The following is a 26,853-nucleotide window of genomic DNA, read 5'->3' on the forward strand; positions in this document are numbered from 1 at the left end:
TTTTGCTGTGATGTCGTCGATTAGTGCGGATGGAACGTCACACGTTTCGGCACGGGCTTGAAGGTGCCCATCGAGCTCCACCAAGGCATCAACATGAAGAAACCGAAGTACAGCAGCGTGCACACTTGCGACATGATCGTGAACACGGCGGTCGGCAGCTGGGTGCCGAGGTAGCCGAGCAGCACGAAGGAGATGCCGAACACCATGTACACATATTTGTGCCAGTCAGGACGGTAGCGGATCGATTTGACCGGCGACTGGTCCAGCCACGGCAGGGCGGCGATGATCATCACCGACGAACCGAACAGCACCACACCCCAGAATTTCGCATCCAGCACCTGCGGCAGCATGCCGACGATGACCAGCAGCGCGAAACCGGCGATGGCGACCTTGACCAGGAAAGGCAGGCGCGTCTTGACCCAGATGAAGGCCACGTACAGGGCGATCGCACCCATCAGCACGTACATGAAGTCGGCCGTGGTGGCGCGCAGCACCGAGTAGAACGGCGTGAAGTACCAGGTCGGGGCGATGTGCGCCGGGGTCTTGAGCGAATCGGCCGGGATGAAGTTGTTGTACTCCAGGAAGTAGCCGCCCATTTCCGGGGCGAAGAACACCACCGCGCTGAAGATCAGCAGGAAGATCGATACGCCGAACAGATCGTGCGCCGAGTAGTAGGGATGGGACGGGATCGCATCGAGCGGATGGCCGTCCGGGCCCAGGGTTTCCTTGACTTCGATACCGTCAGGATTGTTCGAACCGACTTCGTGCAGGGCGATCAGGTGGGCTGCAACGAGACCGAGCAGAACCAGCGGGATCGCGATCACGTGGAAGGCGAAGAAGCGGTTCAGGGTTGCGTCGGAGACCACGTAGTCGCCGCGGATCCACAGCGACAGGTCAGGGCCGATGAAAGGAATCGCACCGAACAGGTTGACGATCACCTGGGCGCCCCAGTACGACATCTGGCCCCATGGCAGCAGGTAGCCGAAGAAGGCTTCGGCCATCAGGCACAGGAAGATCGCAAAGCCGAACAGCCAGATCAGTTCGCGCGGCTTGCGGTAGGAACCGTACAGCAGCCCGCGCGTCATGTGCAGGTAGACGATGATGAAGAAGGCCGAAGCGCCGGTCGAGTGCATGTAACGCACCAGCCAGCCCCACGGTACTTCGCGCATGATGTATTCGACCGAACCGAAGGCCAGGTTGGCGTCCGGCTTGTAGTGCATGGTCAGGAAGATACCGGTGACGATCTGCAATACCAGTACCAGCATCGCGAGCGAGCCGAAGATGTACCAGAAATTGAAGTTCTTCGGGGCGTAGTACTGGCCCCACTGGTCGTTCCAGAGTTTGGACAGCGGAAAGCGGTCGTCCACCCAGCCCAGGGCCTTGTCGGCCACCGGCGCATTCGCGGGGAACTTGGTTTCTTTAAAAGCGGCCATGATTACGCCTCGCCTTTCTCGTCTTTACCGATGATCAGCTTGTTGTCGCTCAAGTACATATGGCGCGGCACTTCGAGGTTGTCCGGCGCCGGCTTGTTCTTGAACACGCGGCCGGCCAGGTCGAAGGTCGAACCGTGGCAAGGGCACAGGAAGCCGCCGGCCCAGTCGTCCGGCAGGTTCGGCTGGGCGCCTTCCGCGAACTTCGAGGTTGGCGAGCAGCCGAGGTGCGAACAGATGCCGACCGCGACCAGGTATTCCGGCTTGATCGAACGGTGTTCGTTGCGCGCGTAGGCCGGCGTGAGCGCGTCAGGCGTGCGCTCCGACTTCGGATCGGCGACCACGCCGTCGGTCTTCTTCAGCGAAGCGACCATTTCGGGCGAACGCTTGAGAATCCATACGGGCTTGCCGCGCCATTCCACGGTCTTCATTTCGCCGACAGCCATGCCGGTAATATCTACTTCTACCGGCGCGCCAGCGGCTTTTGCCTTCTCCGACGGCTGGAATGTGCTTACCAAGGCTCCCGCCGTGGCCAAACCGACAACACCACCCGCCGCGCACGTAGCGGCGAGCATGACGCGTCGGCCCGGATCGACCTGCTTTTCGTTACTCATACCAACCCCAATCAGTCAAAATGCGAAATCTTAAAAAGCTACTTAGAGCTTCTAGCAACCTTAAATTATAAGGGAAGAGGGGGGCGAGTTAAAGAAAAAATGTTGCTCGCGCGCCTGTCAAGAGCGAATCATCGCCTTTTTGAAACGAATCGGGCGCCCGCAAGCCCCGATTCCCCCTTTTCCGGCCCCTGCGGTCCCAAGGGCGCTGCGGGGGGAACCGATGACGCGGTTTGGTTTCTAACAGCGGTGAGGTATGATCGGCGTGGTTATTTCACAATTTTGGGGGCAAAACATGACGATGATGAGCGAGTTCCGGCAGTTCGCAATGAAGGGCAATGTGGTCGACCTCGCCGTTGGCGTGATCATCGGTGGTGCTTTCGGCAAGATTGTCGATTCACTGGTGCAAGACATCATCATGCCGCCCATCGGCCGCCTGTTCGGCGGTCTCGATTTTGCCAATTACTACATTCCGCTGAACGGCCAGGCCATGAACCTGACCCTGGTCGAAGCCAAGAAGGCGGGCGCGGTGCTCGCTTACGGCAATTTCCTGACGATTTTGCTCAACTTCATCATTCTTGCCTTCATCATCTTCCAGATGATCCGCGTGATGAACAAGCTGCGCCGCGCCGAGGAAGCGCCTGCGGTGGCGGCCGCGCCGACCCCGGAAGACGTGCTGCTGCTGCGCGAGATCCGGGATTCCCTGAAAAAATAAGTGGAGGGCGCAATGCGGCGCTGCTGGTTGTTGTTTGCGCAAGTGGTGACGGTTGCCCTGGCGCTGTACTTCGTGGTCGCGGCCCTGCGTCCCGACTGGCTGGCGCGGCCCTCAAGCCGGGTCGAAGCGGCCAAGGTCGCCAGCAACGTGTCGGTGCTGCAAGCGCCAAGTGCGGCGCCGGCGGCCGGCAGCTACCGCGAGGCGGCCGGGCGCGCCATGCCGGCCGTGGTCAACATCCTCACCAGCAAGCAGCGCGGGCGCGAGCATCCGCTCATGCGCGACCCCTTCTTCCGGCGCTTCTTCGGCGACCGCCTGCCGCCCGAGGAGCAGCAAGCCAGCCTCGGTTCGGGCGTGATCGTCAGCCCGGACGGCTACATCCTCACGAATAACCATGTCATCGAAGGCGCCGACCAGATCCAGGTGGTGCTGGCCGACGGCCGCAAGGCGCCGGCGCGCCTGGTCGGCAGCGACCCGGAAACCGACCTGGCGGTGATCCGCATCGACGTGCCCAGGCTGCCCGCCATCGTGCTCGGCAACGACGAGAGCGTGCGCGTGGGCGACGTGGTGCTGGCCATCGGCAACCCCTTCGGGGTGGGCCAGACCGTCACCCTCGGGATCGTCTCCGCGCTGGGGCGCAACAATCTGCACATCAACCAGTTCGAAAACTTCATCCAGACCGACGCCGCCATCAACTTCGGCAATTCGGGCGGGGCCCTGGTCGATACCAACGGCAACCTGCTCGGCATCAATTCGGCCATTTATTCGCAGAGCGGCGGTTCGGTCGGGATCGGCTTCGCGATTCCCGTCACCACCGCCAAGGCCGTGCTCGACGCCATCATCCGCGACGGCGCCGTGGTGCGCGGCTGGATCGGCATCGAAACCCAGGACATCACGCCCGAGCTGGCCGACAGCTTCGGCCTGGAGCGGCAGAGCGGCACCATCATCGCCGGCGTGGTGCGCAACGGTCCGGCCGACCGCGCCGGCTTGCGTCCGGGCGACATCCTGCTCGCGGTCGACGGCAAGGAGGCCGGCAGCACCAACGACACGCTCAATCTGATCGCGCAGCTTGCGCCGGGCGGCAAGGCTACAATGACCGTGATGCGCAAGAATCGCCCGGCCAGGGTCGACGTTACCGTCGGCACGCGCCCGCGTCCGCAGTAAAGTAGTCATTTACCCAGGTAGTCATTCACCCGCCGTCCCTCTTTTTTGGATCCATAATGCATTTGCGCGACCTGACGCAGTTTCTCAACGAATTAAGCGAAAATAACAACCGTCCCTGGTTCATCATGAACAAACCGCGCTACGACATCCTGCGCGAGGAATTCCTGGCCGTCGTGACCGAATTGATCCAGGAACTGACCAAGTTCGACCGGCAGGTGGCCGCCTGCAATCCCAAGAAGGCGATGTTCCGCATCAACCGCGACATCCGCTTCGCCAACGACAAGCGCCCCTACAAGACGCGCTTTTCGGCCGGCATCACGCCCAAGGACTTGCGCCGGCCCAGCGCCGGCGGCGGCTCCACCTATTATTTCCAGATCGAAGGCAACGGCAAGCTGCAGTTCGGGGTAGGCGAATACCTGCCGCCGCCGCCGCGCCTGAAGGCGATCCGCGAGCACATCGTCAACGATGCGACAGGATTTGCCAAAGTGCTGAAGAATAAACAACTGCGCGCCACCTACGGCGACTTGCTGGACGAAGACAAGCTGCAGCGTCCGCCCAAGGGCTTCGATCCGCAGCATGTGCATGTCGACTACCTGAAGCTGAAGAGCTTTTTCGTCTGGACCGAGATCGACCTCAAGCTGAACCAGCCGGACCAGCTGGTGCCGGACCTGGCGCGCGGATTCAAGGATGCCTTCGCGCTGGTGACGTGGCTGCGCAGCGTGGAGACGATCGACGCCGAAGCATAAAGGGAACCATCATGGCCTTACAACATGCCGCCTCGGGCGAGCTGATTCCACTCCAGCGGGGCGACGACGACATCGCCCATTTCACTTCGGTGGCGCTGGCCAAGACCGACAATATGGAATTGATCCGGCTGGTGCTGCCCAAGGACCGCGACATGCCGGTGCACAAGGTGGATGGCGAAATTACCCTGCTGTGCCTGCAGGGCGAAATCGTCTGCGATGCGCACGGCAAGAGCGTGCTGCTGCGTCCGGGCGAGATGCTGTACCTGCTCGGCGGCGTGCCGCACGGCCTGCGCGCGAATCAGGACGCGGTGGCGCTGCTGACCATCCTGCTCACGCGCTAGGGCTGCCGGGGGGGCTTGACTGCGGCAGGGAAGGGCTTAGTATGGGTATTGCATCAATTCTTACGGAGAAACCCCGTGGACCGCCGCCGCCTGTTGACACTCGCCCTTGCCCTGAGCGCCATGGAGCGCGCCGGGCCAGTTTCCGCCGCGCAGGAGATCCACATTTCCACCCTGGTCGGCAGCGATCCGTCCAGCAGGATCGCCGAACTGGTGATGGCGGAAGCCTACCGCCGCATCGGGCGGCAGTTGGTGGTGCACCCCTTGCCGGGCGAGCGCACCCTGATGATGGCCAACGAAGGCAGGATGGACGGCGAACTGTACCGAAAAGCCGGCATGGAACGCGACTATCCGAACCTGCTCATCGTTCCCGTGCCCTTGCTGACCTACGAGATCGTGGTGTTCACGCGCGGGACCTCCTTCGTCGTCAACGGCTGGGAAAGCCTGCGGCCGTTCACGATCGGCTACGTGCGCGGCATCAAGATCGTCAAGGAAAACACGGCGGGCATGCGGACCGAGCCGGTGCCGGCCATGGACATGGCTTTCCGCAAGCTGACCATGGGACGCACCGATATCGTGGTCGGCAACCGCCTGGCGGGACTGGCCGCCGCCGCCGCGCTGCGCATCGACGATGTGCAGGTGCTCTCGCCGGCACTGGCTTCGTTCCCGGTTTACCACTACGTGCACAGGAAGCACGCCGCGCTGGTGCCGGGACTGGCGGCGGCCCTGCAGGCGATGACGGCGGACAAGACCATCGAGAGGCTGCAGAGACAGGGCGCGGCGCTCGCCGGCCGCCTGCCGTGACAGCGCGTCCCGAACGGCAGGACGGCGGCGCGCACGACTGAGGCAGCGCAAAGCTGGCGCGTTTTCGCTGGCTAGAATGCCTCATGCCCGTCCATCACGACCTCCCCTACCGTTCGCTGTTCGCCCACCCGGAACTGGTGCGCGAGCTGCTCACGACCCTGACGCCCTTCACCGTGTTCGACGATCTTGCGCTGTCGGCGTTCGAAGCGGTCGATCCGGCCTATGTCAGCGAAGGCCTGGCCGCGCGCCAGAACGACCTCGTCTGGCGCGTGCGGATCGGCGGGCAATGCCTGTATGTGTACATCCTGCTCGAATTCCAGTCCGGCATGGACCGCTGGATGGCGCTGCGCATGCAGAACTACGTCGGCCTGCTGTGCCAGAACCTGGTCAAGCGGCATGCCTTGCCGCCGTCGCTGATGTTGCCGCCGGTATTGCCGCTGGTGTTCTACAACGGCGTGCCGCGCTGGAACGCCTGCGTCGACCTGGCCGACCTGGTGGACGCGCCGCCCGAGCTGTTGCCGTTCCAGCCATCCCAGCGCTACGTGCTGATCGACCGGCAGCGCCTCGATCCGGTGGCGCTGGAAGCGAATGCCAGCTTGCTGGCCCTGCTGATCCGGATGGAACTTTCGAGCGCGCCCAAGGTCAGATACAAGGTCTTGCCCGCGCTGCTTACCTGGTTCAAGGACGCGCCACAGGCCAGCCTGATGCGCTCGGTCGAGGTGTGGCTGCAGGCCCTGGCGGCACGGCGCGGCAATCCGGAAGCGTTCAGTTTGGACAGTGGGGAGGAGGTCGGCGACATGGGACGTCAATTTGAAACCTGGGCCGAAGAATTCGAAGATCTCGGCTTTCAGAAGGGAAGCGAACAAGGGAAGGCGGAAGGCCGGGCCCTCGGCCAGGCGCAGGGCCGGGCCGAGGGTCATGTCGCAGCACTGCGCGGCATGCTGGGCAGACTGTTGCGCAAGCGCTTCGGCGACCTGCCCGAGCCGGCGGCGCAGCGCATCGCCGCAGCGACGCAGGCGCAACTGGAACAGTGGTTCGAACGCGGCATCGACGCGCCCGGGCTCGATGCCGTCTTCGGCGACGAGCCGGCATCCGCCTAGCCGATCAGCAAGGGGCGCGCTGCGCCGGCCTGCCGCCCGGTCTGGAAATACGCCACCATGCGCGCCAGTTCGCGCGCCTGGCCGCGCATTGCGCCGGACGCCGCCGCCGCCTCGTCCACCAGGCTGGCGTTCTGCTGGGTCACGCCATCCATCGCCCGGATGGCGCTGCTCACCTGCCCGATGCTGTGTTCCTGGTCGCTGCTGGCCGTGCTGATGGCGGCCATGATGGTGGTCACCTTCTGCACCCGCAGCATGATCTCGTCCATGGTCGCGCCGGCCGCCTGTGCCAGTTCGCTGCCGTTGACGATCTTGGCCGAGGAATTGCCCAGCAAGGTATGGATATCGCGCGCCGCCGCCGCCGAGCGCTGCGCCAGGTTGCGCACTTCGGCCGCCACCACCGCAAAGCCACGGCCCTGCTCGCCCGCGCGCGCCGCCTCCACCGCCGCGTTGAGCGCCAGGATGTTGGTCTGGAACGCGATGGCGTCGATCACGCTGGTGATGTCGGCGATCTTCTTGCCGAAGTCGTTGATGTGCGTCATCGTGTGCATCACGTCCGCCACCACCCGGCTGCCCTCGCGCGCCACGCTCGACGCCGACTCCGCCAGTTCCCTGGCCAGGCGCGCGTTGGCGCTGTTCTGGCGCACGGCCTCGGTCAGCGTTTCCATCGACGAGGCCGTTTCTTCCAGCGCGGCCGCCTGCTGCTCGGTGCGGCCCGATAATTCGAGGTTGCCTTCGGCAATCGCACGCGAGGCCAGGTCGATCGCCAGCGCGCCCTCGTGCACATTGCCGACGGTGCTGGCCAGGCGCGCCGCCATGTCGCTCAGGGCCGTGAGCAGCTGGCCGATTTCGTCGGCGCGCGCGTGTTCGATCGACATGCGCAAATCGCCTTGCGCCACCCGCGCCGCCAGTCCCACCGCGCGTTTCAGGGGCGCCACGATGCCGCGCGTGAGCATCCACGACAGCAGCGCCGCGACGGCCAGCGCGGCCAGCCCGAGCCCGACCAGCAGGTTGCGGCTGTGGCGGAACTGAACCGCCGAGGCCGCCGCCAGCGCCTGCGACTGCGCGCCCTGGTGCTGCGCGGCCGCTTGCATCGCCGCCACGTAGGCGTTGAAGGTCGATTCGAGCGTGCTGGCGGCCAGCGTGGCGACATCCTGGGTGCGCCCGATTTCCTTGAGCCGGAACACCTCGGCGCGCACCGCCGCATAGGCTTGCTTGCGCTGCACCACGGCCTGCCACAACTGGCGCTCTTCCATGGTCGGGGACAAGGCGGCCAGGCGCTGTTCGGTCTGCCGCAACACGGTCTCGCCCGCATCGAGCTGGGCCTGGAAATAATCGGCGACTTCGAGGCTGTCGCTGCGCGCGATGGCCGAGGTGCGCGCGCCGTTCAGGCGCGCCGTCGCCAGCTGCTCCGACAGCGCCTGCTGCTTGGCCAGGTGGACCTCCACCAGGCTCGTCATTGCCTGTTCGGCCGCCTGCTGGCGCCACAGCGAAGCGCCGGTCATGCAAGCCATGATCAGCAAGACCAGGGAAAACGAACCGACGACGCGCATGCCGGTGGAAAAACGGGGAATCTTCATGGACATCTCACATTCAATGCGAATTTGCAGAGCGATGATGCACGCGGACTATGACAGGGTAATTACTTGATAGAAATTACCATGATCAAAAAGGCATGAATTCCAATGAGATTTGTGTCCGATTGTTTCCACTGCCGCGTTGGACACGATCGGCGCGCTTTCGCGCGCATTCCCGACATCGGACAGAAACACCGACACGGTCTAATGAGTCCTCGTCGACGCAGCAGGCCACCCCGGCCTGCCGCCGGCAAACCCACAGGAGAGAGCCCATGAACGCCATGCACAACACCACCCGTCCATCGCCGGTCCGGCGCGCCGCCTGCGCCATGCTGATGGCGGCAGCCGGCCTGCTGTCGTCGGCCGCCGGCGCGCAACAGTTCGACGCCAGGGGCATCGCCCGCACCGAATCGGTCCGCCACGATTTCGACGGCAACCGCGAGGCGATCCAGGTGCGCGTCGATTTCGCCCCGGGCGCCTCGTTCCCGAAGCACTCCCACCCGGGCGTGGAAATCGCCTACGTCCTGTCGGGCACGATCGAATATGACATGAACGGCAAAACCTTCCGCCTGCAGGCCGGCGAGTCCCTGTACATTCCGGCCGGCGCCGCCCACTCGGCCAGGAATGTCTCGACCGGCGTCACCGCCGAACTGGCGACCTACCTGGTCGAAAAGAACAAACCCATCGTCGTCCTCGAAAAATGAACCTGACCAAGGGAGCCGCCATGAAGCGCTATTCCATCGCCGCCCTCGGCTGCATCGCCATCCTCGGCGTGGCCGCCTGGTCGATGCCGTCCGGCGGCAATGCCGCCAGTGCGCACGGCAGCAGCTTGCCGGTCCAGGGGGCCATGCCCGGTTTCGACGGCGCCACCACCTGGTTCAACAGCGCGCCGCTGACGCCGGCGCAGTTGCGCGGCAAGGTGGTGCTGGTCGATTTCTGGACCTACTCCTGCATCAACTGCATCCGCACAGTGCCCTACGTGCGCGCCTGGGCCGACAAATACCGCGCCCAGGGCCTGACGGTGGTCGGCGTGCATTCGCCCGAGTTCAGGTTCGAAAAAGACCTCACCAACGTCAGCGCCGCGGTCGAGCGCTTCAAGATCGATTTCCCGGTGGCGGTCGACAGCGAGCACCGCATCTGGCAAGCCTGGGGCAACAATGCCTGGCCGGCCTGGTACCTGGTCGACGCCAACGGCAAGATCCGCTACCGCCAGGTGGGCGAAGGCGGCTACGACAAGCTGGAACGGGCGATGCAGTCGCTGCTGGCGCAATCGCGCGGCGCGCCGGTCGACGCCACGCTGGTCGATCCGCCCAAGCCGGCGGAACAGATGGCGCCCGACCTGCGCGAACGCGAGTCGGCCGAAACCTACGTCGGCTATCGCCAGGCTTCCGGCTTCAACTCGCCCGAAAGGATGCGCAGCGACGTGCCGCAGCACTACTCGGTGAACCAGCTCGGCCTGAACCAGTGGGGCCTGTCCGGACGCTGGACCGTGAGCGCCGAATCGGCCAGGGCCGACCTGGCGCAGAGCGCCATCGCGCACACCTTCCGCGCGCGCGACCTGCATTTGGTGATGGGACCCGGCAAGGCCGGACGCAGCGTGCGTATCCAGGTCAGCATCGACGGCCGCGCGCCGGGCGCCGACCACGGGGCCGACATCGACGCCGCCGGCAACGGCGTCGTCACGGCCACCCGCCTGTACCAGCTGGTCAGGCAGTCGGGTGCGGTCGGGCAGCGGCGCGTCGAGATCCGTTTTCTCGACAGCGGCGCCGACGTCTACGCGTTCACCTTCAGCTGAGCGGCGGGCGCCAGGGGGCGCAGCAGCAGCCGCGCTTCCAGCCCGCCCTCCGGACGATTGTGCAGGGTCAGGCCGCCGCCCAGCGTGAGCGCCAGCTGGCGCGCGATGGCCAGACCCAGGCCGGTGCCGCCGGTATCGCGGTTGCGCGAGCCCTCCAGGCGGTAGAAAGGTTCGAACACCTGCTCCAGCGCCGCCTCCGGAATGCCCGGCCCCTTGTCCAGCACCCGGATCGTGACGCCGCCGTCGGCCGCGCGCGCCATCTCGATGTGCGCCTGGCCCGCGTACTTCAGGGCGTTGTCGACCAGGTTGGTCACGACGCGGCGCAGGGCGCCCGGACGCGTGACCAGCGGCGCGCCGCCCTGGCTGTCGAAGGCCACGTCGGCGCCGCTGTCGCGGTAGTCGAGCGCCATGGCGTCGAGCAGGCCGCCGGGATCGATCGCGCGCGCCGGCTCCAGCTGGCCGTGCATGGCGCGCGCATAGCCGATCCCCTGGCGCGCCAGGTCTTCCAGATGGCGCAGGTCGTCGGTCAGGCGTTGCTGCTGCGGCGATTCGTCCATCAGGTCGAGGCGCAGGCGCATGCGCGTGATCGGCGTCTGCAAATCGTGCGAGATGGCCGCCAGGATGCGCAGCCGTTCGTCGACATAGGCGGCGATCCGCTGCTGCATGGCGTTGAAGGCGCGCGCGGCCGCCACCACTTCCGACGGGCCCTGTTCGGGCATGCGCACCGGGCGCAGGTCGGGCCCGAGCGCGTCGGCGGCGTCGGCCAGGGTGCGCAGGGGTCTGATGGCGAGGCGCACCGCCAGCCAGCAGGCCAGCGCCAGCAGGGCCAGCTGCCCCGCCAGCATGTAGGGCAGGCGCTCCGACAGCGGCAGCCCGCGCCGCGGGCGGAAGTCGACCGTCAGCGGCTGCCCGTCGGCCAGCCGCAGGTGCACCTGGAAGCGTTCGACAGGGCCGTCGACCGCGTGCGCGCTGAAGGCATGGCCGGGCGTGAGCGCGCGCGCGACCGAGGCCAGCAGGCGCATCGAGTGCGGCGCGCTGAGCGCCGGCCCGGCCTGGCCGGCGGCCAGCGCAAAGCGGTAGCCGCCGCGTTCGAGGCGCGGCAGCCAGGCCGCCCGTTCCTCATGCGGCAAGCGGTCCAGCAGGGCGACGGCGGTGCGCAGGTCGACTTCGACGTAATCGATCATCGCGCCCATGTTCACGTCGTTGCGTTCTTCGATGGCCAGCGTGGCCGACAGGAACTGGGCCGCGGCCAGTCCCGCCAGCAGAATCAGGGACAGGCGCGCGAACAGGCTGGCCGGCGCCAGGGTGCGCAGGACCGTGGCGATGCGTTTCACGCCGCGCCGGCCAGTGGCGTGACGGGGCAGGACAGCACATACCCTTCGCTGCGCAGCGTCTTGATATAGCGCGGCTCGCGCGGGTCGTCGCGCAGGCGCTGGCGCAGGCGGCTGACCAGGATGTCGATCGAGCGGTCGAAGGCCTGCGCATCGTGGCCATGGGTCAGTTCCAGCAATTGATCGCGGGTCAGCACGCGCTGCGGATGGTCGAGGAAGACCCGCAGCAGCCGGTATTCGGCGCTGCTGAGCGCGACCGCGACATCGTCCTCGGCCAGCAGGTGGCGCCCCACCACGTCGAGCCGCCACGCGCCGAAGCCGATCAGGGACGCCGTTTCGCTCGCCTGCATATTCGGCGGCAGCATGCGCGTGCGGCGCAGCACGGCGCGGATGCGCGCCAGCAGCTCGCGCGCCGCGAACGGCTTGGACATGTAGTCGTCGGCGCCCAGCTCCAGGCCGACCACGCGGTCGGTCTCATCGTCGCGCGCGGTGAGCATCAGGATCGGAACGGCGCGCTGCTTGCCGGAGCGGATCTCGCGGCACAGGGCCAGCCCGTCGTCGCCGGGCAGCATGAGGTCGAGCACGATGACGTCCGGCGTGGCCCGTTGCAGGGCCGAGCGCATCGCCCGGCCGTCTGCCACCGCGGTGCAGCTCAGCCCCTGTTTTTCGAGGTAGGCCGCGACCAGCTCACGAATGTCGCGGTCGTCATCCACGATCAGTACATGATCGATCTCTGCCACGGTAAATCTCCTCTGCTGACGGTGGACAGGGCAAACCTTGCCCCAAAAACAACTCATTGATTTAGCTTAGCAGAAACTTTCTAAGCCAGCCGGATTGTCCATGACTATGGATAGTAATGGCAAGAAACGCGTATGTTGTTCGTGGTTCGATTCCAATATGATGAATCCCGCCATTCATCCACTGCCTAAAGGAACACCATGAGGAACACCATGAACAAGCCCGAATTTTTCGTCACCCCCGGTTACGGCGAGCGCCAGCTGGCCAGTATGCATTACTCGCAGGCGCTCAGGATCGGCAAGCGCATCGAGACCTCGGGCCAGGGCGGCTGGAGCGACGACTGGCAGTTTCCCGCCCTGCTGGAAGACGAAATCGCGCAAGCCTTCGATAACCTCAGCCGCACCCTGGCGGCGGCCGGCGCCTGCTGGGAGCATGTGGTGCACGTCAATTCGTATCACGTGGGCGGCTATCCGCCGGGCGTAAACGAGACCATGGTCAAGCTGTTCCGCCACTACATGCCGGGCCACGCGCCGATCTGGACCTCGCTCGGCGTGGCCGCGCTGGGCGACCCGGCGATGCGGGTGGAGATCCGCGTCAGCGCCGTCCTTCCCTGACAGCTACGGCGCGCCAGGCGCGTCGCCGAAGGTCTGCATCACCCAATCGATAAACACTTTCAGCCTGGCGCTCTGGTGCCGGTTGGGCGGATAGATCACATGCAGGGGAAAAGCGGGCCGCGACCAGTCTTCCAGCAGGGGCACCAGCTGGCCCGCATCGAGATAGGGCTGCACGATGCGGCGGAAGTGCTGGCCCACGCCCAGGCCGGCGACCAGCATCTCCTTGAGGCCATTGCCGTCGTTGGTCGAAAACACGCTGCGCTGCATCTCGACGCGCTCGCCGCCGCGCTCGAAAACCAGGGGTTCGGGCTTGCCGCCGGCGGCGAAAAAGTAGGCCGCCTGCACATGCCCGGCCTCCAGTTCGTGCGGTGTCGACGGCGTGCCCATGCGCGCCAGATAGGCCGGCGCGGCGCAGGTGACGTAGGCCAGGTCGGCCAGCTTGCGGCCGATCATGCTCATGTCGTCGATGCGGCCGGCGCGGATCACGCAGTCGACGCCCTCGCCCACGATATTCACAGGGCGGTCGCCGATACCCAGGGCGACTGTGACATCCGGACAGGCGCGGTGAAAATCGGGCAGCGCCGGAATCAGCAGGCAGTTGGCGAACGAGGCCGGCGCATCGATGCGCAGGTGCCCGACGGGCTTGAGCGTCTTGCCGCGCGCGGCGTTGTCGATATCGTCCACTTCGCCGACCAGCCGCAGCGCGTGACGGTAGTATTCCAGCCCGTCCGCCGTGGCGGCGACGGCGCGCGTGGTGCGCTGCATCAGCTTGATGCCGAGATGCTGTTCGAGGTCGGTGACCAGCTTGCTGACTGTCGAACGCGGCAGCGCCAGCTGGTCGGCGCTCCGGCTGAAGGAACCGGTCTCCACCACCCGGACAAAGGCGCGCATTGCCAACAATTGATCCACTGCCGTTCACCCGTTCAAAAAAGACCGGCTTCGATTGTACATAGCTCTGCACCATGCGCGCAAAAGTGCGCCTTTATACGCCGAAGCCGGAGCGCTCGATGTTTTGCTCGATAATCTCGTCCAGCGACCACAGGCGCCAGTTCTCCTTGTCCATCTGTCCATGCCGCCGTTGCGGTACAGGGCCGGCAGGTCCGCTTCATGACACTTTCCCGGCCATGCGCCCGCGCAGATAACGGCGCAGCGCTTCGCTCGGGGTCTTGAGCGCGGCCGCGCAGCGTCCGGCGTCGCCGCCATGGGCCGCCAGCGCCGCGTCGATCTCGGCCGGCGCAATCTGGCCGATCTGGCGGATCGCCGGATGCGCCTCCATCAGCTTGTACATCGAGGGACGCGACACGCCCAGCGCCAGCGCCGCATTGCGGATCAGCCAACCGTTCGCCTCCAGCGCGTCGAGCACCGCCTGCGCGCCCAGTTTTCCCGGCCGGGTGCGCGCCGGCCGGCCCGCCACGCCCGGCACCAGCGTCCCGAAGTCGGGCGCCTCGCCGGCCTGCGCGACGCTCAGGGCGCGCTGCACCACGCTGCCGAGCTGGCGCACATTGCCGGGCCAGTCGTAGACGCACAACTGGCTGATGAAGGCGAGCGGCAGCTCCGGCGCGCCGCCGGTGCGCGCGCTCCAGGCCTGCATGAAGTGCAGCGCCAGCACGCCGATATCGCAGCGCCGCGCGCGCAGGGGCGGCAGCTGCACCACCAGCGCTTCCAGGCGGCGCAGCAAGGCCTGGTTGAAGCTGGCGTCGTGCAGGTCGTCGTCGCTGGCGCCGATCAGGCGCGCCCGCGCCGCCTCCTTGGTGCGCGCGCCGGGCGGGCGGTACTCGCGCGTTTGCAGCACGCGACGCAGCATGGCCTGCACCGGCTGCGGCGCCTTGCCGATCTTGTCGAGGAAGACGCTGCCCTCGCCCGCCTGCGCGAAGGCGCCGGTGCCGGCGCCGAACAGCTCGGCCTCGGCCAGCGACGCGCCGACGGTCGCCATGTTCACCGTCACCATCGGCTCGCGGCAGCGCGCGCTGGCCTGGTGGATCGCGCGCGCGGCCAGTTCCTTGCCGCTGCCGGCTTCACCGAGCAGCAGCACCGGCAGGTCGGTCGCGGCCACCTGCCGGATCAGTTCACGCACACGTATCGCCGCCGCGCTCACCCCGCGCACGGAAGCGATCGCGCTGTCCTGCGGCAGGCGGTCCATCCAGTGCACGCACAGCAGCACCACGCCGCCCAGGCCGATCACCAGGCCGGCGTCCACCTGTTCCGGCGTGCAGCGCGTCTCCGGCGCGGCCAGCATGGCGCCGTTCAGTTCCACCCGCATGCGGCTTTGCGGCAGCAGCAGGCTGACGCCATCGTCGCGATGGCGGCGCAGGCGCAGCGAATCGCGCGCGACACGGCGCTGGTCGAGCGGCGCGCAGCGGCCGCCGGGGGCGCCGAACAGGGGCGCGAAGCGGTTCACGTCGATGTCGGCGCTGCGCGCGGTAGCGATGTACTGCTCGCCGATGCGCCGCGCATCCGGATGCCACAGGATGGTCAGCGCCAGCATCTGCGTGGCGCGCCCGGCCGGCACGGGCACCGGCGAAGCCAGCGTGTTTTCGGCATCGAGCAGGGAAAACGGCGCCTGCATGTCAGTCCTGGGCCAGCAGGCGGTAGCCGACGCCGGTTTCGGTGAGCAGGTGGCGCGGCTGGGCCGGGTCGTCTTCCAGCTTGTGGCGCAGGTGGCCCATGTAGATGCGCAGGTAGTGGCCGTCCTCGGCGTGCGACGGTCCCCACACCTCGCGCAGCAGCTGCGGATTGGTCACCACGCGTCCGGCATTGGCCACGATCACCGACAGCAGGCGAAATTCGGTCGGGGTCAGGTGCACGTGCCGGCCGGCCTTGGTGATGCGGCGCGCCTGCAGGTCGACGCAAACGTCGCCGAAGCGCACCAGCGCGGACGGACTGGCGCCGGGCTGGCGCTGGCGGCGCAGGGTGGCGCGCACGCGCGCCTGCAGCTCGCCCACGCCGAAAGGCTTGGTCAGGTAATCGTCGGCGCCGGCGTCGAGCGCGCGGATCTTGTCGGCCTCGCCCACCCGCGCCGACAGCACGATCACCGGCACCGAGGACCAGGTGCGCAGGTCGGCGATGAAGGCGACGCCGTCGCCGTCGGGCAGGCCGAGGTCGAGCACCACCAGGTCCGGCGTGCGGGTGCCGGCGTCGATCAGGCCGCGCTGCATGGTGGCCGCTTCGAACACCACCCAGCCCTCGTCTTCGAGCGCGGCGCGCACGAAGCGGCGGATCTGCGGTTCGTCTTCGACCAGCAGGGCGGTGGGAGCGGGATCAGTCATCGGGCAAATCGAGGCTTTCTGGTTCTGGGCCGGGCGGCGGGGTCCCGAGCGGCAAGGTAATGACAAGCGAAGCGCCGCCGGTCGGCGACGCGCCAGCCTCGATTTTACCGCCATGCGCCTCGATGATCGCGCGGCAGATCGCCAGCCCCAGTCCCACGCCCGGTTTGGCCGACTCGCGCTCGCCGCGCGCGAACTTCTCGAACAGGGTATCGGCGCGGCCTGCGGGAAAGCCCGGTCCATCGTCGCTCACGCTCAATCTGAGCGAGCTACCCAGGCGCGTACCCGCGATCACGATGGTCGACGCCGGCGGCGTGTACTTGGCGGCGTTCTCCAGCAGGTTGTACAGGACGCGCTCGATCAGTACCGCGTCGAAGCGCACCAGCGGCAGGCCGGGCGCCAGCTCGGTGCGCACCGCATGCCCGCGCAAGGGCGCGGCGCAGGCCCGCAAGGCGCTGCCGACCACTTCTTCGAGCGGCTGCCACTGCATGTTGAAGGTGATCTGGCCGCTCTGGATGCGCGCCATCTCCAGCAGGTTGGCGACCAGGGCGCTCATGCGCAGCGCCTCGTCGTGCAGGATGCCGGCCATCTCGCGCTGGGGCGCGGCCAGCGCGGGGCTGGAGGACGCCAGCGATTCGGACAGGCCCACCAGCAGCGTGAGGGGCGTGCGCAGGTCGTGCGAGAGCGCCGCCAGCAGGGAATTGCGCAGGCGTTCGGACTCCATGTCGACCAGCGCATCCTGCGCCACCTCGATGTAATGCACCCGTTCGAGCGCGATGGCGGCCAGCGCGGCGAAGGTGTCGAGCTGCTTGCGCTGCTCGGGGATCAGGATCCAGCGCTGCTGTTCGGGTGCGATGGCCAGCACGCCGCGGGTGCGCATGGGCGCCACCAGCGGCAGGTAGAACAGGGCGCTGGCCGGCAGGGTGCCGGTGCCCAGGCCCGCGCTCTGCGCATGGTCGAAAGCCCATTGGGCCACGCCCAGGTCGGCGCTGGCGCCTGGCGGCGCCTGCAGGCGGCCGTCGGCGTCGGGCACCAGCAGGGTGGCGCTGGCGCGGAAGGTGCGGGCGATGGCGTCGCGCGTGGTGTCGACGATCTGCTCGGTCTGGAGCGCGCCGGAGAGCTCGCGCGCGAATTCGTACAGGGCGCGCGAGCGGCGCTCGCGGTGCGCCGCCACGCGCGCCTGGAAGCGCAGGCCGGCGGTCAGGTGGCCGGTGATCAGGCCTACCGCCAGCATGACCACGAAGGTGATCAGGTATTCCAGGTCCGAGACGGCGAAGTCGAAGCGCGGCGTGACGAAGAAAAAATCAAAGCAGGCCACCGACAGGCAGGTGCACAGCACCGACGGCCCGCGTCCGAAGCGCACCGCCACCAGCAGCACCACCAGCAGGAACAGCATGGCGATGTTGGCCAGGTCGACGTAGCCGACCAGCGGCGAGAGCAGCAGCGCGGCGGCCAGGCTGGCCGCGCCCGACCAGGCGTAGGCCTGGGCGCGCCGCTTGCCGCTGTCGATCGCCAGGGTGACGGTGTTGGCGCCGGCGGCGGGCGCGGCTTCGCGCGGCTTGGCGCCGCCGACTTCGATCAGGTCGATGTCCGGCGCCAGGCCGGCGATGCGTGCCCGGTGCGGCCGGCGCCACGGCCATGACGAATGCGCGCGCGCCAGCACCAGTTTCGACACATTGTGGTCGCGCGCGTAGTCGACGATGGCGTCGGCGATGTCGCGCCCGGCCAGCACCGCCGTGCTCGCGCCAAGTTCCTGCGCCAGGCGCAAGGTGGTCAGGGTCAGTTCGCGCCGCGGCGCCGGCATGCGCTGCAGGGCCGGGGTTTCGACATACACCGCGTGCCAGTCGGCGCCCAGCTGGCCGGCCAGGCGCGCGGTGCTGCGCACCACGTGCTCGGCGTCCGCGCGCGGCCCCACGCAGGCCAGCAGCGCGCCGCCGGTCTTCCAGACGGTGTCGATCGATTGCTCGATGCGGTAGGCGCGCACGTCGTCTTCGACGCGGTCGGCGGTGCGGCGCAGGGCCAGTTCGCGCAGCGCGATCAGGTTCCCTTTGCGGAAAAAGTTTTTGGCGGCGCGTTCGGCCTGTTCCGGCCGATATACCTTGCCGCTGCGCAGGCGCGCCAGCAGTTCGTCGGCCGGCAGGTCGACCAGCACCACTTCGTCGGCGCCGTCGAACACGGTGTCGGGCACGGTTTCGGCCACGCGCACGCCGGTGATGCCGCCGACCACGTCGTTCAGGCTGTCCAGGTGCTGCACGTTGACGGTGGTGAAAACGTCGATGCCGGCCGCCAGCAGCTCCTCCACGTCCTGCCAGCGCTTGGGGTGGCGCGAGCCGGGGGCGTTGGAGTGGGCCAGTTCGTCGACCAGGATCAGCGCCGGGGCGGCGGCCAGGGCGGAATCGAGGTCGAATTCCTGCAGCGTCTTGCCGCGATGGGACAGGGTGCCCGGCGCGAGGCGGCGCAGGCCGTCGAGCAGGGCGGCGGTGTCGGCGCGGCCGTGGGTTTCGAGCACGCCGACCAGCACGTCGACGCCGTCGGCCTGCAGCTTGCGCGCGGCGGCCAGCATGGCACAGGTCTTGCCGACGCCGGCCGAGGCGCCGAAGTAGATGCGCAGCTTGCCGCGCGCGGCCTTGCGTTCCTCGGTCTGGACCTGGGCCAGCAGGGCGTCGGGGTCGGGGCGTTGGGGATCGGTTGAGGACATTGCCACCTTTGTTACGAACTTGACTGAGTATGACGAGCTTTCGCGATTAGCGCCAATAGCCCAGTCGTTCCCGCGCAGGCGGGAACGACGGCTCAACGTTCAGCGTCGAGCGCCAGGTTCAGCGCCAGCACGTTCACGCGCGCCTCGCCGAACACGCCCAGTACCGGCTCGATGGCCGCAGCCTTGATGATCGCCTCGACCCGCTCGCGCGGCAGCTTGCGCGCGCTCGCCACCCGGCCCGCCTGGTAGCGCGCCGCCGCCAGGCTGATCTCCGGATCGAGCCCGCTGGCCGATGCCGTCACCAGGTCCACCGGCACCAAGGCCGTGTTGCCGGGGTCGAGCGCCCGCAGCGCGGCCACCCTGCCCTTGACGGCGTCGACCAGCGCCGGATTGAGCGGCCCCTGGTTCGAGCCCGAACTGGCGGCCGCATTGTTGGCCATCGGCGCGGTGGCCGATGGCCGGCCCCAAAAATAGCCGGGCGAGGTGAACGACTGTCCGATCAGGCTGGAGCCGACCGTCTTGCCGCCCTGCGTGACCAGGCTGCCGCGCACCTTGTCGGGAAAGGCGACATACCCGATCCCGGTCACCGCCAGCGGATAGAGCACGCCCACGGCCAGGGTCAGGGCGCCGAACAGCATGATGGCGGGGCGAAAAGTGGTTTGCATGGGATGTCCTTTCTAGACCAGGTGAAGCGCCGACAGCAGCATGTCGATCAGTTTGATGCCGATGAAGGGCAGCACGATGCCGCCCACACCGTAAATGAAGATATTGCGGCGCAGCAGGGCCGCCGCGCCGATGGCCCGGTAACGCACGCCCTTGAGCGCCAGCGGAATCAGCACCACGATGATCAGGGCATTGAAGATCACCGCCGACATGATGGCCGAATCGGGACTGGTCAGGCGCATCACGTCCAGGCTTTTCAGCTGCGGATAGGTGCCGACAAAGGCCGCCGGGATGATGGCGAAGTACTTGGCGATGTCGTTGGCGATCGAGAAGGTGGTGAGCGAGCCGCGCGTCATCAGCATCTGCTTGCCGATTTCGACGATCTCCAGCAGCTTGGTCGGATTCGAATCCAGGTCGACCATATTGCCCGCTTCCTTGGCGGCCTGGGTGCCCGAGTTCATGGCCACCGCCACGTCGGCCTGGGCCAGCGCCGGCGCGTCGTTGGTGCCGTCGCCGGTCATCGCCACCAGCCGCCCCTCGGCCTGGTAGCTGCGAATCAGTTTGAGCTTGTCCTCGGGCGTCGCCTCGGCCAGGAAGTCGTCCACCCCCGCTTCGGCGGCGATCGCGGCGGCGGTCAGCTTGTTGTCGCCGGTGATCATCACGGTCTTGATGCCCATGCGCCGCAGTTCCGCGAAGCGCTCGCGGATGCCGCCCTTGACGATGTCCTTGAGCTCCACCACGCCCATCACGCGGCCGTCGTCGACCACCACCAGCGGCGTGCTGCCCCGGCGCGACACATCGTCCACCGTGCGCGCCAGTTCAAGCGGATATGGCATCCCGAGCGCCTCCACGTGCTTTTTCACCGAATCGGCGGCGCCCTTGCGCACCTGGCGCGCGCCGATATCGACGCCGCTCATGCGCGTGTTGGCGCTGAACGGAATGAAGCTGGCCTGCAGGCTGGCCATGTCGCGCTCGCGGATATTGAAGCGCTGCTTGGCCAGCACCACGATCGAACGCCCTTCCGGGGTTTCGTCGGCCAGCGAGGCCAGTTGCGCGACGTCGGCCAGTTCCTGCTCGGCGACGCCGGGCGCCGGAAAGAAGCCGGCGGCCTGGCGGTTGCCGAGGGTGATGGTGCCGGTTTTATCCAGCATCAGCACGTCGACGTCGCCCGCCGCTTCCACCGCGCGGCCCGAGGTGGCGATGACGTTCGCGCCCATCATGCGGCTCATGCCGGCCACGCCGATCGACGACAGCAGCGCGCCGATGGTGGTCGGGATCAGGCACACCAGCAGGGCGATCAGCACCGTCACGCCGACCGGCTTGCCGGCGCCGGCGGCCGCCACGCCGAACAGCGAGAACGGCAGCAGGGTCACTGTGACGACCAGGAACACGATGCTCAGCGCCACCAGCAGGATGGTCAGCGCGATCTCGTTGGGCGTCTTCTGGCGCTTGGCGCCTTCGACCATCGAGATCATGCGGTCCAAAAAGGTCTCGCCGGGATTGACCGACACGCGCACCACCAGCCAGTCCGACAGCACGCGGGTGCCGCCGGTGACGGCCGAAAAGTCGCCGCCCGACTCGCGGATGACCGGCGCCGATTCGCCGGTGATGGCGCTTTCGTCGACCGAGGCCACGCCTTCGATCACCTCGCCGTCGATGGGAATCACATCGCCCGCTTCGACCAGGATGGTATTGCCCTTGCGCAGATCGGCGCCGGGAATCGGCAGCCAGGTGGTGCCGTACTTGGGCGTGGCCAGCTGCTTGGCGCTGACGGTCTGCTTGAGACCGCGCAGGGACGCGGCCTGCGCCTTGCTGCGACCTTCGGCCAGCGCTTCGGCGAAGTTCGCGAACAGCACGGTGAACCACAGCCAGATGCTGATCGCCAGGATAAAGCCGCTGTCGGCGTCGCCCTTGCCGGCGACGGCCTGGAAGTACATCAAGGTGGTGAGGATGCTGCCGACGTAGACGACGAACATGACGGGGCTGCGCAGTTGCGTGCGCGGTCCCAGCTTCATGACGGCGTCGAGGATGGCCGGCTTGACCAGCGCCGGATCGAACAGCGTGAGCGTCTTGCGGGTGGTCGCTGCCGGGGGCAGCGGGAGTGCTTGCGACATCATATGCTCCGACGTGAAGTTATTTGGTATAGAGCTGCAAATGCTCGACAACGGGACCGAGCGCCAGCGCCGGGACGTAATTGAGCACGCCGACCAGCATCACCACGCCGACCAGCAGGCCGATGAAGACCGGGCCGTGGGTGGGCATGGTGCCGGCGTTCTCTTTCAGGCGCGGCTTGGCGGCCAGCGCGCCGGCGATCGCCAGCACCGGCACGATCACGGCAAAGCGCCCGAACCACATGGCGATGGCCAGCATGGTGTTGTAGAAGGGCGTATTGGCCGACAGGCCCGCGAAAGCGCTGCCGTTGTTGTTGGCGGCCGAACTGAAGGCGTACAGGATCTCCGAGAAGCCGTGCGCGCCGGGGTTGGCGATGCCGGCGCGGCCGGCATCGAGCATCACCGCCAGCGCGGTGCCGCCCAGGACCAGCAGCGGGGTGACCAGGATGGCGATCGAGGTCATTTTCATTTCGTGGGCCTGGATCTTCTTGCCCAGGTATTCCGGCGTGCGGCCGATCATCAGGCCGGCGATGAAGACCGCCATGATGGCGAACACCAGCATCCCGTACAGGCCCGAACCGACCCCGCCGAACACCACTTCGCCCAGCTGCATCAGCAGCATCGGCAGCATGCCGCCGATGGGCGTAAACGAGTCGTGCATGGCGTTGACCGCGCCGCAGGAGGCGGCGGTGGTGACGGCGGCGAACAGCGACGAGGCGGCGATGCCGAAGCGCGCCTCCTTGCCTTCCATATTGCCGCCCGCCTGCAGGCTGCTTGCGCCCTGGTCCACGCCCAGCGCCGCCAGTTGCGGATGCACGGCCTGTTCGGCATTCATCACCACGCCGGCGGCGACCACGAACATCAGGCTCATGGCCCCGAGGATGGCCCAGCCCTGGCGCGTATCGCCGACCATGCGGCCGAAGGCGAAGCACAGCGCGGCGGGAATCAGGAAGATCGCCAGCATCTGCGCAAAGTTCGACAGCGCGCTCGGGTTCTCGTACGGGTGGGCCGAATTGGCGTTGAAGAAGCCGCCGCCGTTGGTGCCGATCAGCTTGATGGCTTCCTGCGAGGCGACCGGCCCCATGGCGATGGTCTGGGTGGCGGCGACCTTGGCCTCCGGCGCCGCATACGCCACCGGCTCGATCAGCTGCACTTCCTGGTAGCTGTTGAAGTTCTGGACCACGCCCTGCCCCATCAGGAACACCGCGAAGACCAGCGACAGCGGCAGCAGCACGTACAGGGTGGAGCGGGTGAGGTCGGCCCAGAAGTTACCGATCGACGCGGCCGAGCGCGCACTGAAGCCGCGGATCAGCGCAAAGGCGACCGCGATCCCGGTGGCGGCCGAAAAGAAGTTCTGGCCGCTCAGCGCCACCATCTGGGTCAGGTAGCTCATGGTCTGCTCGCCGCCGTAGCCCTGCCAGTTGGTGTTGGCGACGAAGCTGACAGCGGTGTTGAACGAGGAATCGGGGCTGACGTTCCCCAGCGCCTGCGGATTGAGCGGCAGGAAAGCTTGCAGGCGCTGCACGCCGTACACGAACAGCGCGCCGAGGCCGTTGAACACCAGCAGCGCGGTCGCGTACGATTTCCAGCCCATGCCGGTATCCGGCGCCACGCCGCCGGCGCGGTACAACAGCCGCTCGAGCGGCGCCAGCCAGCCGAAGCCCGGAACGGGGCCGCCCTCGCCGACCCTGGCCAGCAGGCGCCCCAGCGGCCAGGCCAGCGCCAGCAGCACGGCCAGGAAGGCGCCCAGCAGCGCCATCGATTGCATGCTCATCACAGGTCCTCCGCGTTCAGCAGCGCATGGAGCAGGTAGGCCAGCAGGCCGGCGGCCACCAGACCGCCTATGTAAATGGCTTCCATTATTTCTTGTCCCCCAGTGTGGCGCAGCCGGCCGCAAAGGCCCGGCACAGGCCGAAAAAGAGCAGCAGCGCTCCGATGAAAATCAGGTCCATATCAGCCTCGACAGAATTGGTTTTGTTATTGATGAGCGTATCGGCAAGCGCCTAAAAACGGTGTAAAGAGTTGCCGCGCAGGTGTAAACAAAGCGTAAACGCCGCCCTCAAAAGGTCTTGCTGACGGTCAGTTGCAGCGCGCTCTTGCCGAGGAACTTGCCGTTGGCGGGCGAGGCGTAGGCGGCCTTGCCGGCGTTGGTGCCGATGGCGGCCAGCGCCACGGTCGCCACGCCGAACTCGCGCGTGACGCCGATCTTGTAGTCGGTGTAGCTGGCGCCGCCGTTGTGGGCCACGCGCTGGCGTCCCGCGTGCAGGTTGAGCACGAAGCCATTGCCGAGCCCGGGATTGGCGGACAGGTCGAGGTAGCCGCTGTGCTTGCTGTCGACATAGCCGAACAGATTGGTCAGCGCGTGCGAATACTTGAGGAGCGCCACGCCGTACGCGAGCTGCCCGTAGACCTCGGTGGTGTTGGCGCTGGCAAAGCCCGCCACCTGGCCGAGCCGGTTGGAGGGGTAAACATAGGTCAGCACGCCGGCATCGTAGCCGATGCCGCCGGCCAGCTGGCCGCGCCTGCCGCCGTAGATGTCGAGCTCGGCCTTGCCGCCGCCGCCGGCGTCACTGGTCCACTTGATGGTCGAGGCCCAGGCGCCGGCGTACCAGCCGGACGCTTCGTGGACCAGGTCGGCGCCGCCCTGCAAGGCCGGCTGGAGGCGGGTTTGCGAGATGCCGCGATAGCGGTAGTCGCTGGTGGCGGCGGCGTTATAACTGAGTTCGATGCCGCTGGACGGCGTCTCTTGCGCGCTGGCTGCGCCGGCGATACTCATCAGGGATACGGCGAAAATGATGCGCTTCATGGTGCTTCTTTCTTGACTGTGGAATGAACTGGGATCAGTGCGGATAGACTTCGTGGTACAGCGCCTGCATCTCGGCGGCCATGGCCGGGTCGCAGGTGTCGGCATCGCACACGCAGCGGCCCTGGCCGCAGGCATGCAGGCATGGGGTATGAATGACGGTGGCGGCCAGCGTGGCCGACATCACGCGCGAGGCATACGCGCGCACCGCCGCCAGCTCGGCGGCATCCGGACCGTCGGCGCCGCCGACAACGACGAACAGCACGCGCAGCCCGGGATTGAACATGCGCGCGCAGTTCAGGCGCGCGATCAGCTTGTACTGGGTGGCCAGGTCGACCTGGCCGGGCTGCACCGGCACCAGGACCAGGCGCGCGGCGATCAGGGCCGAGCGGCTGTCGTGGGTGTCGCGCGCCTCGGTACTGATCAGGATATCGTGATAGCGCTCGCTCATCTGCGCAAGGTCCTCCGGCAGCGAGCGTCCGCCCAGGGCGCGCGCCGGCACCGGGGGCCGCACCCCGGCCGCGCTGCGCGCGCAGCCCCACATGAACGAGGGGCGCTGCGGATCGGTGTCGACCAGGCAGACCTTGCGGCCGCTGCGCGCGCGCAGCACCGCCAGGTTATTCGCCAGCACGGTCCTGCCGGGATCGCCGTGGGGGCAGGCAATGGCGACGATCATGATTGCCCCCGCGCGCCGGTCAGCAGCACCCCGGGCAGCTGCTGGCGCAGCGCGTACGTGACAGCTCCCGCGAGCGCGGCATGCACGCACAGCCAGACCTGCATGCGCCCTTCCTGTCGGTCGCGGGCGATGCGCATGAATTCGAGCGCCTCGCCGCACACTCGCATGGCCAGCCGACGGGCGCCGGTCACCGAAGCGGTGTCGATCGTCAGGTGGATGGTGCAGGTCGGCTGCGCCGCGCTGAAAGGCGCCACGGCATGTTGGCGCAGGGTCGAACGGGTGGACTGGTGCAATTGCATGAAGCCTCCGGAAAACACGTCGGGATGACGGTTCCCAGCCTATCGGCCCAGCCGTAAAAACGGTCTAAAAAGTCCGGGGCCTCCTGTAAACAAAGCATAAAAACAGGGCGACGCGCAGGCTGCGTTTACGCCTTCTTTATGCGTAGCCGGCAATTCTTGATGCCGTTTTTACACCTCGCTGTGTACGATGAGCTGGTGCCGGAAGCGCCGGTGCCCGAACCAGGAGCGAAGGATGGACATGCAACAAGCCGCTGCGATCCGCCATGCGGATATTGACGATCTCGATGCCCTGGTGGCGATCGAAACCGCCAGCTTCAGCGGCGACCGGCTCAGCCGGCGCAGTTTTCGCCATCTGCTCACCGAAGGCAATTGCCTGACCCTCGTCGCCGGCGCCGGCGCCGCCCTGCGCGGCTACGCCACGGTGCTGTTTCGCGACGGCGTGTCGGTGGCGCGCATCTACACCATTGCCACCACTCCCGCGTGGCAGGGCTGCGGGGTGGCGGCGGGCCTGGTACGGGCCGCCGAACAGGCCGCGCTGGCCAGGGGCTGCGTGAGCGTGCGCCTGGAAATCCGCAAGGACAACGCCGCCTCGCTCGCCCTGTTCGCCAGCCGCGGCTACCAGGTGTTCGGCGAATACCGCGCTTACTACGAGGACGGCATGGCCGCGTGGCGCCTGCAGAAAGCGCTGCCGCCGCACAGGCGCCCGGCGCGGGCGCGCGCCGCCTACTATCGGCAGACGCTGGGCTTTACCTGCGGCGCCTCGTGCCTGATGATGGCCATGAAGGCGTTCGAGCCGGGGCTGGAATTGAACCGCACCCTGGAATTGCAGCTGTGGCGCGAAGCGACCACGATCTTCATGACGGCCGGGCATGGCGGATGCGGCCCCTACGGCCTGGCGCTGGCCGCGCACCGGCGTGGTTTTCCTGCCGAGATCCACGTCAATGGCGGCGGCGTGCTGTTTCGCGAATCGGTGCGCAGCGAAGAAAAGCGCGAGGTCATCACCCTGGTGCACGAGGACTTCGTGCGCCAGGTGAAGGCCTGCCCGATTCCGGTGCATGCCAACCTGGCGGGCACGGCGGAACTGCGCCGCTGTGTCGACGCCGGCGGCGTTGTGCTGGTGCTCATATCAACCTGGCGCCTGACGCGCGAACGGGCGCCGCACTGGGTGGTGATCAGCGCTTGCGACGCGCAGTATGTGTACATCCACGACCCCGACAACGCCGCCGCGCGCGCGCCCGAGCAGCGCATCGACATGCCGATCCCGAAAAAAGACTTCGAGCGCATGGCGCGCTACGGCCGCAACGGCGCCAGGGCAGCGGTGGTGGTGTATCCGCGCGGCCACCCGTTGCCTGCAACAGCCTGATTAACCGAACCCCTCACCCC

At 67.2% G+C, this 26,853-nt stretch carries 26 protein-coding genes; 10 read left to right on the forward strand and 16 right to left on the reverse strand.

The window, feature by feature from the left end; all coding sequences use genetic code 11:
* Positions 1 to 20: 20 nt before the first annotated feature.
* Both EJB06_RS09525 and petA read right to left on the reverse strand, forming a co-directional pair.
* Entirely contained in the window at positions 21 to 1,433 is a 1,413-nt protein-coding gene (locus tag EJB06_RS09525) for a cytochrome b (protein WP_126073766.1), read from the reverse strand.
* A 2-nt stretch (positions 1,434 to 1,435) separates the two neighbouring features.
* Entirely contained in the window at positions 1,436 to 2,044 is a 609-nt protein-coding gene (gene petA / locus EJB06_RS09530; protein ID WP_126073767.1) for a ubiquinol-cytochrome c reductase iron-sulfur subunit, read from the reverse strand.
* Between the two features lie 292 nt (positions 2,045 to 2,336).
* Between petA and mscL the strand changes: the two genes are divergently transcribed.
* The 6 genes from mscL (at position 2,337) to EJB06_RS09560 (ending at position 6,905) form a co-directional block, all read left to right on the forward strand.
* Positions 2,337 to 2,756 (forward strand): large conductance mechanosensitive channel protein MscL, encoded by a 420-nt coding sequence (mscL, locus tag EJB06_RS09535; protein ID WP_126073768.1) that lies wholly within the window; start codon positions 2,337 to 2,339, stop codon positions 2,754 to 2,756.
* Positions 2,757 to 2,768: 12 nt separating this feature from the next.
* A complete protein-coding gene (locus EJB06_RS09540; RefSeq protein ID WP_126073769.1) occupies positions 2,769 to 3,917 on the forward strand; it encodes a Do family serine endopeptidase in 1,149 nt (382 codons plus the stop codon).
* 56 nt (positions 3,918 to 3,973) lie between these two features.
* Entirely contained in the window at positions 3,974 to 4,663 is a 690-nt protein-coding gene (locus EJB06_RS09545) for a DUF2461 domain-containing protein (RefSeq protein ID WP_126073770.1), read from the forward strand.
* An 11-nt stretch (positions 4,664 to 4,674) separates the two neighbouring features.
* Entirely contained in the window at positions 4,675 to 5,004 is a 330-nt protein-coding gene (locus EJB06_RS09550; RefSeq protein WP_126073771.1) for a cupin domain-containing protein, read from the forward strand.
* Between the two features lie 75 nt (positions 5,005 to 5,079).
* Positions 5,080 to 5,805, forward strand: a complete 726-nt coding sequence (locus tag EJB06_RS09555) for a substrate-binding periplasmic protein (RefSeq protein ID WP_229426995.1) — start codon at positions 5,080 to 5,082, stop codon at positions 5,803 to 5,805.
* A gap of 83 nt (positions 5,806 to 5,888) precedes the next feature.
* Positions 5,889 to 6,905: an Rpn family recombination-promoting nuclease/putative transposase gene (locus tag EJB06_RS09560; protein WP_126073772.1), complete on the forward strand. Its 1,017-nt coding sequence runs from the start codon at positions 5,889 to 5,891 to the stop codon at positions 6,903 to 6,905.
* On the opposite strand, the gene EJB06_RS09565 is transcribed toward EJB06_RS09560, so the two are convergent.
* Positions 6,902 to 8,482 (reverse strand): methyl-accepting chemotaxis protein, encoded by a 1,581-nt coding sequence (locus EJB06_RS09565; protein ID WP_164557881.1) that lies wholly within the window; start codon positions 8,480 to 8,482, stop codon positions 6,902 to 6,904. The two genes, EJB06_RS09560 and EJB06_RS09565, sit on opposite strands and share 4 nt — an antisense overlap.
* A gap of 269 nt (positions 8,483 to 8,751) precedes the next feature.
* On the opposite strand from EJB06_RS09565, the gene EJB06_RS09570 reads away from it, so the two are divergent.
* Entirely contained in the window at positions 8,752 to 9,183 is a 432-nt protein-coding gene (locus tag EJB06_RS09570; protein WP_229426996.1) for a cupin domain-containing protein, read from the forward strand.
* A gap of 20 nt (positions 9,184 to 9,203) precedes the next feature.
* Positions 9,204 to 10,274 (forward strand): thioredoxin family protein, encoded by a 1,071-nt coding sequence (locus EJB06_RS09575; protein WP_229426997.1) that lies wholly within the window; start codon positions 9,204 to 9,206, stop codon positions 10,272 to 10,274.
* Here EJB06_RS09575 and EJB06_RS09580 read toward each other — a convergent pair.
* Positions 10,253 to 11,608 (reverse strand): ATP-binding protein, encoded by a 1,356-nt coding sequence (locus EJB06_RS09580; protein WP_126073775.1) that lies wholly within the window; start codon positions 11,606 to 11,608, stop codon positions 10,253 to 10,255. The two genes, EJB06_RS09575 and EJB06_RS09580, sit on opposite strands and share 22 nt — an antisense overlap.
* Positions 11,605 to 12,345 carry a response regulator gene (locus EJB06_RS09585; protein ID WP_126073776.1) on the reverse strand — a complete coding sequence of 247 codons (741 nt, stop codon included), beginning with the start codon at positions 12,343 to 12,345 and terminating at the stop codon, positions 11,605 to 11,607. Before EJB06_RS09585 ends, EJB06_RS09580 begins: the two co-directional genes overlap by 4 nt.
* 210 nt (positions 12,346 to 12,555) lie before the next feature.
* On the opposite strand from EJB06_RS09585, the gene EJB06_RS09590 reads away from it, so the two are divergent.
* Positions 12,556 to 12,957 (forward strand): RidA family protein, encoded by a 402-nt coding sequence (locus EJB06_RS09590; protein WP_126073777.1) that lies wholly within the window; start codon positions 12,556 to 12,558, stop codon positions 12,955 to 12,957.
* A gap of 3 nt (positions 12,958 to 12,960) precedes the next feature.
* On the opposite strand, the gene EJB06_RS09595 is transcribed toward EJB06_RS09590, so the two are convergent.
* From EJB06_RS09595 to EJB06_RS09645, 11 genes are all read right to left on the reverse strand, one after another.
* Positions 12,961 to 13,848: a LysR family transcriptional regulator gene (locus tag EJB06_RS09595; RefSeq protein WP_126073778.1), complete on the reverse strand. Its 888-nt coding sequence runs from the start codon at positions 13,846 to 13,848 to the stop codon at positions 12,961 to 12,963.
* Positions 13,849 to 14,062: 214 nt separating this feature from the next.
* Positions 14,063 to 15,523: a sigma 54-interacting transcriptional regulator gene (locus EJB06_RS09600; RefSeq protein ID WP_126073779.1), complete on the reverse strand. Its 1,461-nt coding sequence runs from the start codon at positions 15,521 to 15,523 to the stop codon at positions 14,063 to 14,065.
* Between the two features lies 1 nt (position 15,524).
* On the reverse strand, positions 15,525 to 16,223 hold the full coding sequence (gene kdpE, locus EJB06_RS09605) for a two-component system response regulator KdpE (RefSeq protein WP_126073780.1): 699 nt from the start codon (positions 16,221 to 16,223) through the stop codon (positions 15,525 to 15,527).
* Positions 16,216 to 18,918 (reverse strand): DUF4118 domain-containing protein, encoded by a 2,703-nt coding sequence (locus EJB06_RS09610; RefSeq protein WP_126073781.1) that lies wholly within the window; start codon positions 18,916 to 18,918, stop codon positions 16,216 to 16,218. Before EJB06_RS09610 ends, kdpE begins: the two co-directional genes overlap by 8 nt.
* Positions 18,919 to 19,010: 92 nt before the next feature.
* Positions 19,011 to 19,583, reverse strand: coding sequence for a potassium-transporting ATPase subunit KdpC (kdpC, locus tag EJB06_RS09615; protein ID WP_126073782.1), 573 nt, complete (start codon positions 19,581 to 19,583; stop codon positions 19,011 to 19,013).
* 12 nt (positions 19,584 to 19,595) lie between these two features.
* Positions 19,596 to 21,695: a potassium-transporting ATPase subunit KdpB gene (gene kdpB, locus EJB06_RS09620; protein WP_126073783.1), complete on the reverse strand. Its 2,100-nt coding sequence runs from the start codon at positions 21,693 to 21,695 to the stop codon at positions 19,596 to 19,598.
* A 19-nt stretch (positions 21,696 to 21,714) separates the two neighbouring features.
* Positions 21,715 to 23,466 (reverse strand): potassium-transporting ATPase subunit KdpA, encoded by a 1,752-nt coding sequence (gene kdpA, locus EJB06_RS09625; protein ID WP_126073784.1) that lies wholly within the window; start codon positions 23,464 to 23,466, stop codon positions 21,715 to 21,717.
* The gene (gene kdpF, locus EJB06_RS33085) at positions 23,466 to 23,552 is read right to left on the reverse strand and encodes a K(+)-transporting ATPase subunit F (protein ID WP_126073974.1); all 87 of its coding nucleotides are present in this window, start codon (positions 23,550 to 23,552) and stop codon (positions 23,466 to 23,468) included. The genes kdpA and kdpF overlap by 1 nt, the downstream gene beginning before the upstream one ends.
* Positions 23,553 to 23,751: 199 nt before the next feature.
* Positions 23,752 to 24,498: a TorF family putative porin gene (locus tag EJB06_RS09635; RefSeq protein WP_126073785.1), complete on the reverse strand. Its 747-nt coding sequence runs from the start codon at positions 24,496 to 24,498 to the stop codon at positions 23,752 to 23,754.
* 34 nt (positions 24,499 to 24,532) lie between these two features.
* Complete coding sequence (locus EJB06_RS09640; RefSeq protein ID WP_126073786.1) at positions 24,533 to 25,171, reverse strand: nucleotide-binding protein; 639 nt, start codon at positions 25,169 to 25,171, stop codon at positions 24,533 to 24,535.
* Complete coding sequence (locus tag EJB06_RS09645) at positions 25,168 to 25,470, reverse strand: hypothetical protein (protein ID WP_229426998.1); 303 nt, start codon at positions 25,468 to 25,470, stop codon at positions 25,168 to 25,170. Before EJB06_RS09645 ends, EJB06_RS09640 begins: the two co-directional genes overlap by 4 nt.
* A 238-nt stretch (positions 25,471 to 25,708) precedes the next feature.
* Here EJB06_RS09645 and EJB06_RS09650 point away from each other — a divergent pair, with 238 nt between their 5' ends.
* Entirely contained in the window at positions 25,709 to 26,833 is a 1,125-nt protein-coding gene (locus tag EJB06_RS09650) for a GNAT family N-acetyltransferase/peptidase C39 family protein (RefSeq protein WP_126073787.1), read from the forward strand.
* Positions 26,834 to 26,853 lie beyond the last annotated feature (20 nt).

This window comes from Massilia atriviolacea, assembly GCF_003953935.1.
Classification (GTDB): Bacteria; Pseudomonadota; Gammaproteobacteria; order Burkholderiales; family Burkholderiaceae_D; genus Telluria_A; species Telluria_A atriviolacea.

Coding starts and splice junctions, on each gene's coding strand:
- EJB06_RS09640 (WP_126073786.1), bottom strand. CDS start 25,171: ATGATCGTCGCCATTGCCTGCCCCCACGGCGATCCCGGCAGGACCGTG.
- EJB06_RS09565 (WP_164557881.1), bottom strand. CDS start 8,482: ATGAAGATTCCCCGTTTTTCCACCGGCATGCGCGTCGTCGGTTCGTTT.
- EJB06_RS09560 (WP_126073772.1), top strand. CDS start 5,889: ATGCCCGTCCATCACGACCTCCCCTACCGTTCGCTGTTCGCCCACCCG.
- kdpB (WP_126073783.1), bottom strand. CDS start 21,695: ATGTCGCAAGCACTCCCGCTGCCCCCGGCAGCGACCACCCGCAAGACG.
- kdpA (WP_126073784.1), bottom strand. CDS start 23,466: ATGAGCATGCAATCGATGGCGCTGCTGGGCGCCTTCCTGGCCGTGCTG.
- EJB06_RS09595 (WP_126073778.1), bottom strand. CDS start 13,848: ATGCGCGCCTTTGTCCGGGTGGTGGAGACCGGTTCCTTCAGCCGGAGC.
- EJB06_RS09540 (WP_126073769.1), top strand. CDS start 2,769: ATGCGGCGCTGCTGGTTGTTGTTTGCGCAAGTGGTGACGGTTGCCCTG.
- EJB06_RS09545 (WP_126073770.1), top strand. CDS start 3,974: ATGCATTTGCGCGACCTGACGCAGTTTCTCAACGAATTAAGCGAAAAT.
- EJB06_RS09570 (WP_229426996.1), top strand. CDS start 8,752: ATGAACGCCATGCACAACACCACCCGTCCATCGCCGGTCCGGCGCGCC.
- kdpF (WP_126073974.1), bottom strand. CDS start 23,552: ATGGAAGCCATTTACATAGGCGGTCTGGTGGCCGCCGGCCTGCTGGCC.
- EJB06_RS09635 (WP_126073785.1), bottom strand. CDS start 24,498: ATGAAGCGCATCATTTTCGCCGTATCCCTGATGAGTATCGCCGGCGCA.
- petA (WP_126073767.1), bottom strand. CDS start 2,044: ATGAGTAACGAAAAGCAGGTCGATCCGGGCCGACGCGTCATGCTCGCC.
- kdpC (WP_126073782.1), bottom strand. CDS start 19,583: ATGCAAACCACTTTTCGCCCCGCCATCATGCTGTTCGGCGCCCTGACC.
- EJB06_RS09590 (WP_126073777.1), top strand. CDS start 12,556: ATGAACAAGCCCGAATTTTTCGTCACCCCCGGTTACGGCGAGCGCCAG.
- EJB06_RS09525 (WP_126073766.1), bottom strand. CDS start 1,433: ATGGCCGCTTTTAAAGAAACCAAGTTCCCCGCGAATGCGCCGGTGGCC.
- EJB06_RS09610 (WP_126073781.1), bottom strand. CDS start 18,918: ATGTCCTCAACCGATCCCCAACGCCCCGACCCCGACGCCCTGCTGGCC.
- EJB06_RS09650 (WP_126073787.1), top strand. CDS start 25,709: ATGCAACAAGCCGCTGCGATCCGCCATGCGGATATTGACGATCTCGAT.
- mscL (WP_126073768.1), top strand. CDS start 2,337: ATGACGATGATGAGCGAGTTCCGGCAGTTCGCAATGAAGGGCAATGTG.
- EJB06_RS09550 (WP_126073771.1), top strand. CDS start 4,675: ATGGCCTTACAACATGCCGCCTCGGGCGAGCTGATTCCACTCCAGCGG.
- EJB06_RS09645 (WP_229426998.1), bottom strand. CDS start 25,470: ATGCAATTGCACCAGTCCACCCGTTCGACCCTGCGCCAACATGCCGTG.
- kdpE (WP_126073780.1), bottom strand. CDS start 16,223: ATGACTGATCCCGCTCCCACCGCCCTGCTGGTCGAAGACGAACCGCAG.
- EJB06_RS09600 (WP_126073779.1), bottom strand. CDS start 15,523: ATGCAGGCGCCGTTTTCCCTGCTCGATGCCGAAAACACGCTGGCTTCG.
- EJB06_RS09575 (WP_229426997.1), top strand. CDS start 9,204: ATGAAGCGCTATTCCATCGCCGCCCTCGGCTGCATCGCCATCCTCGGC.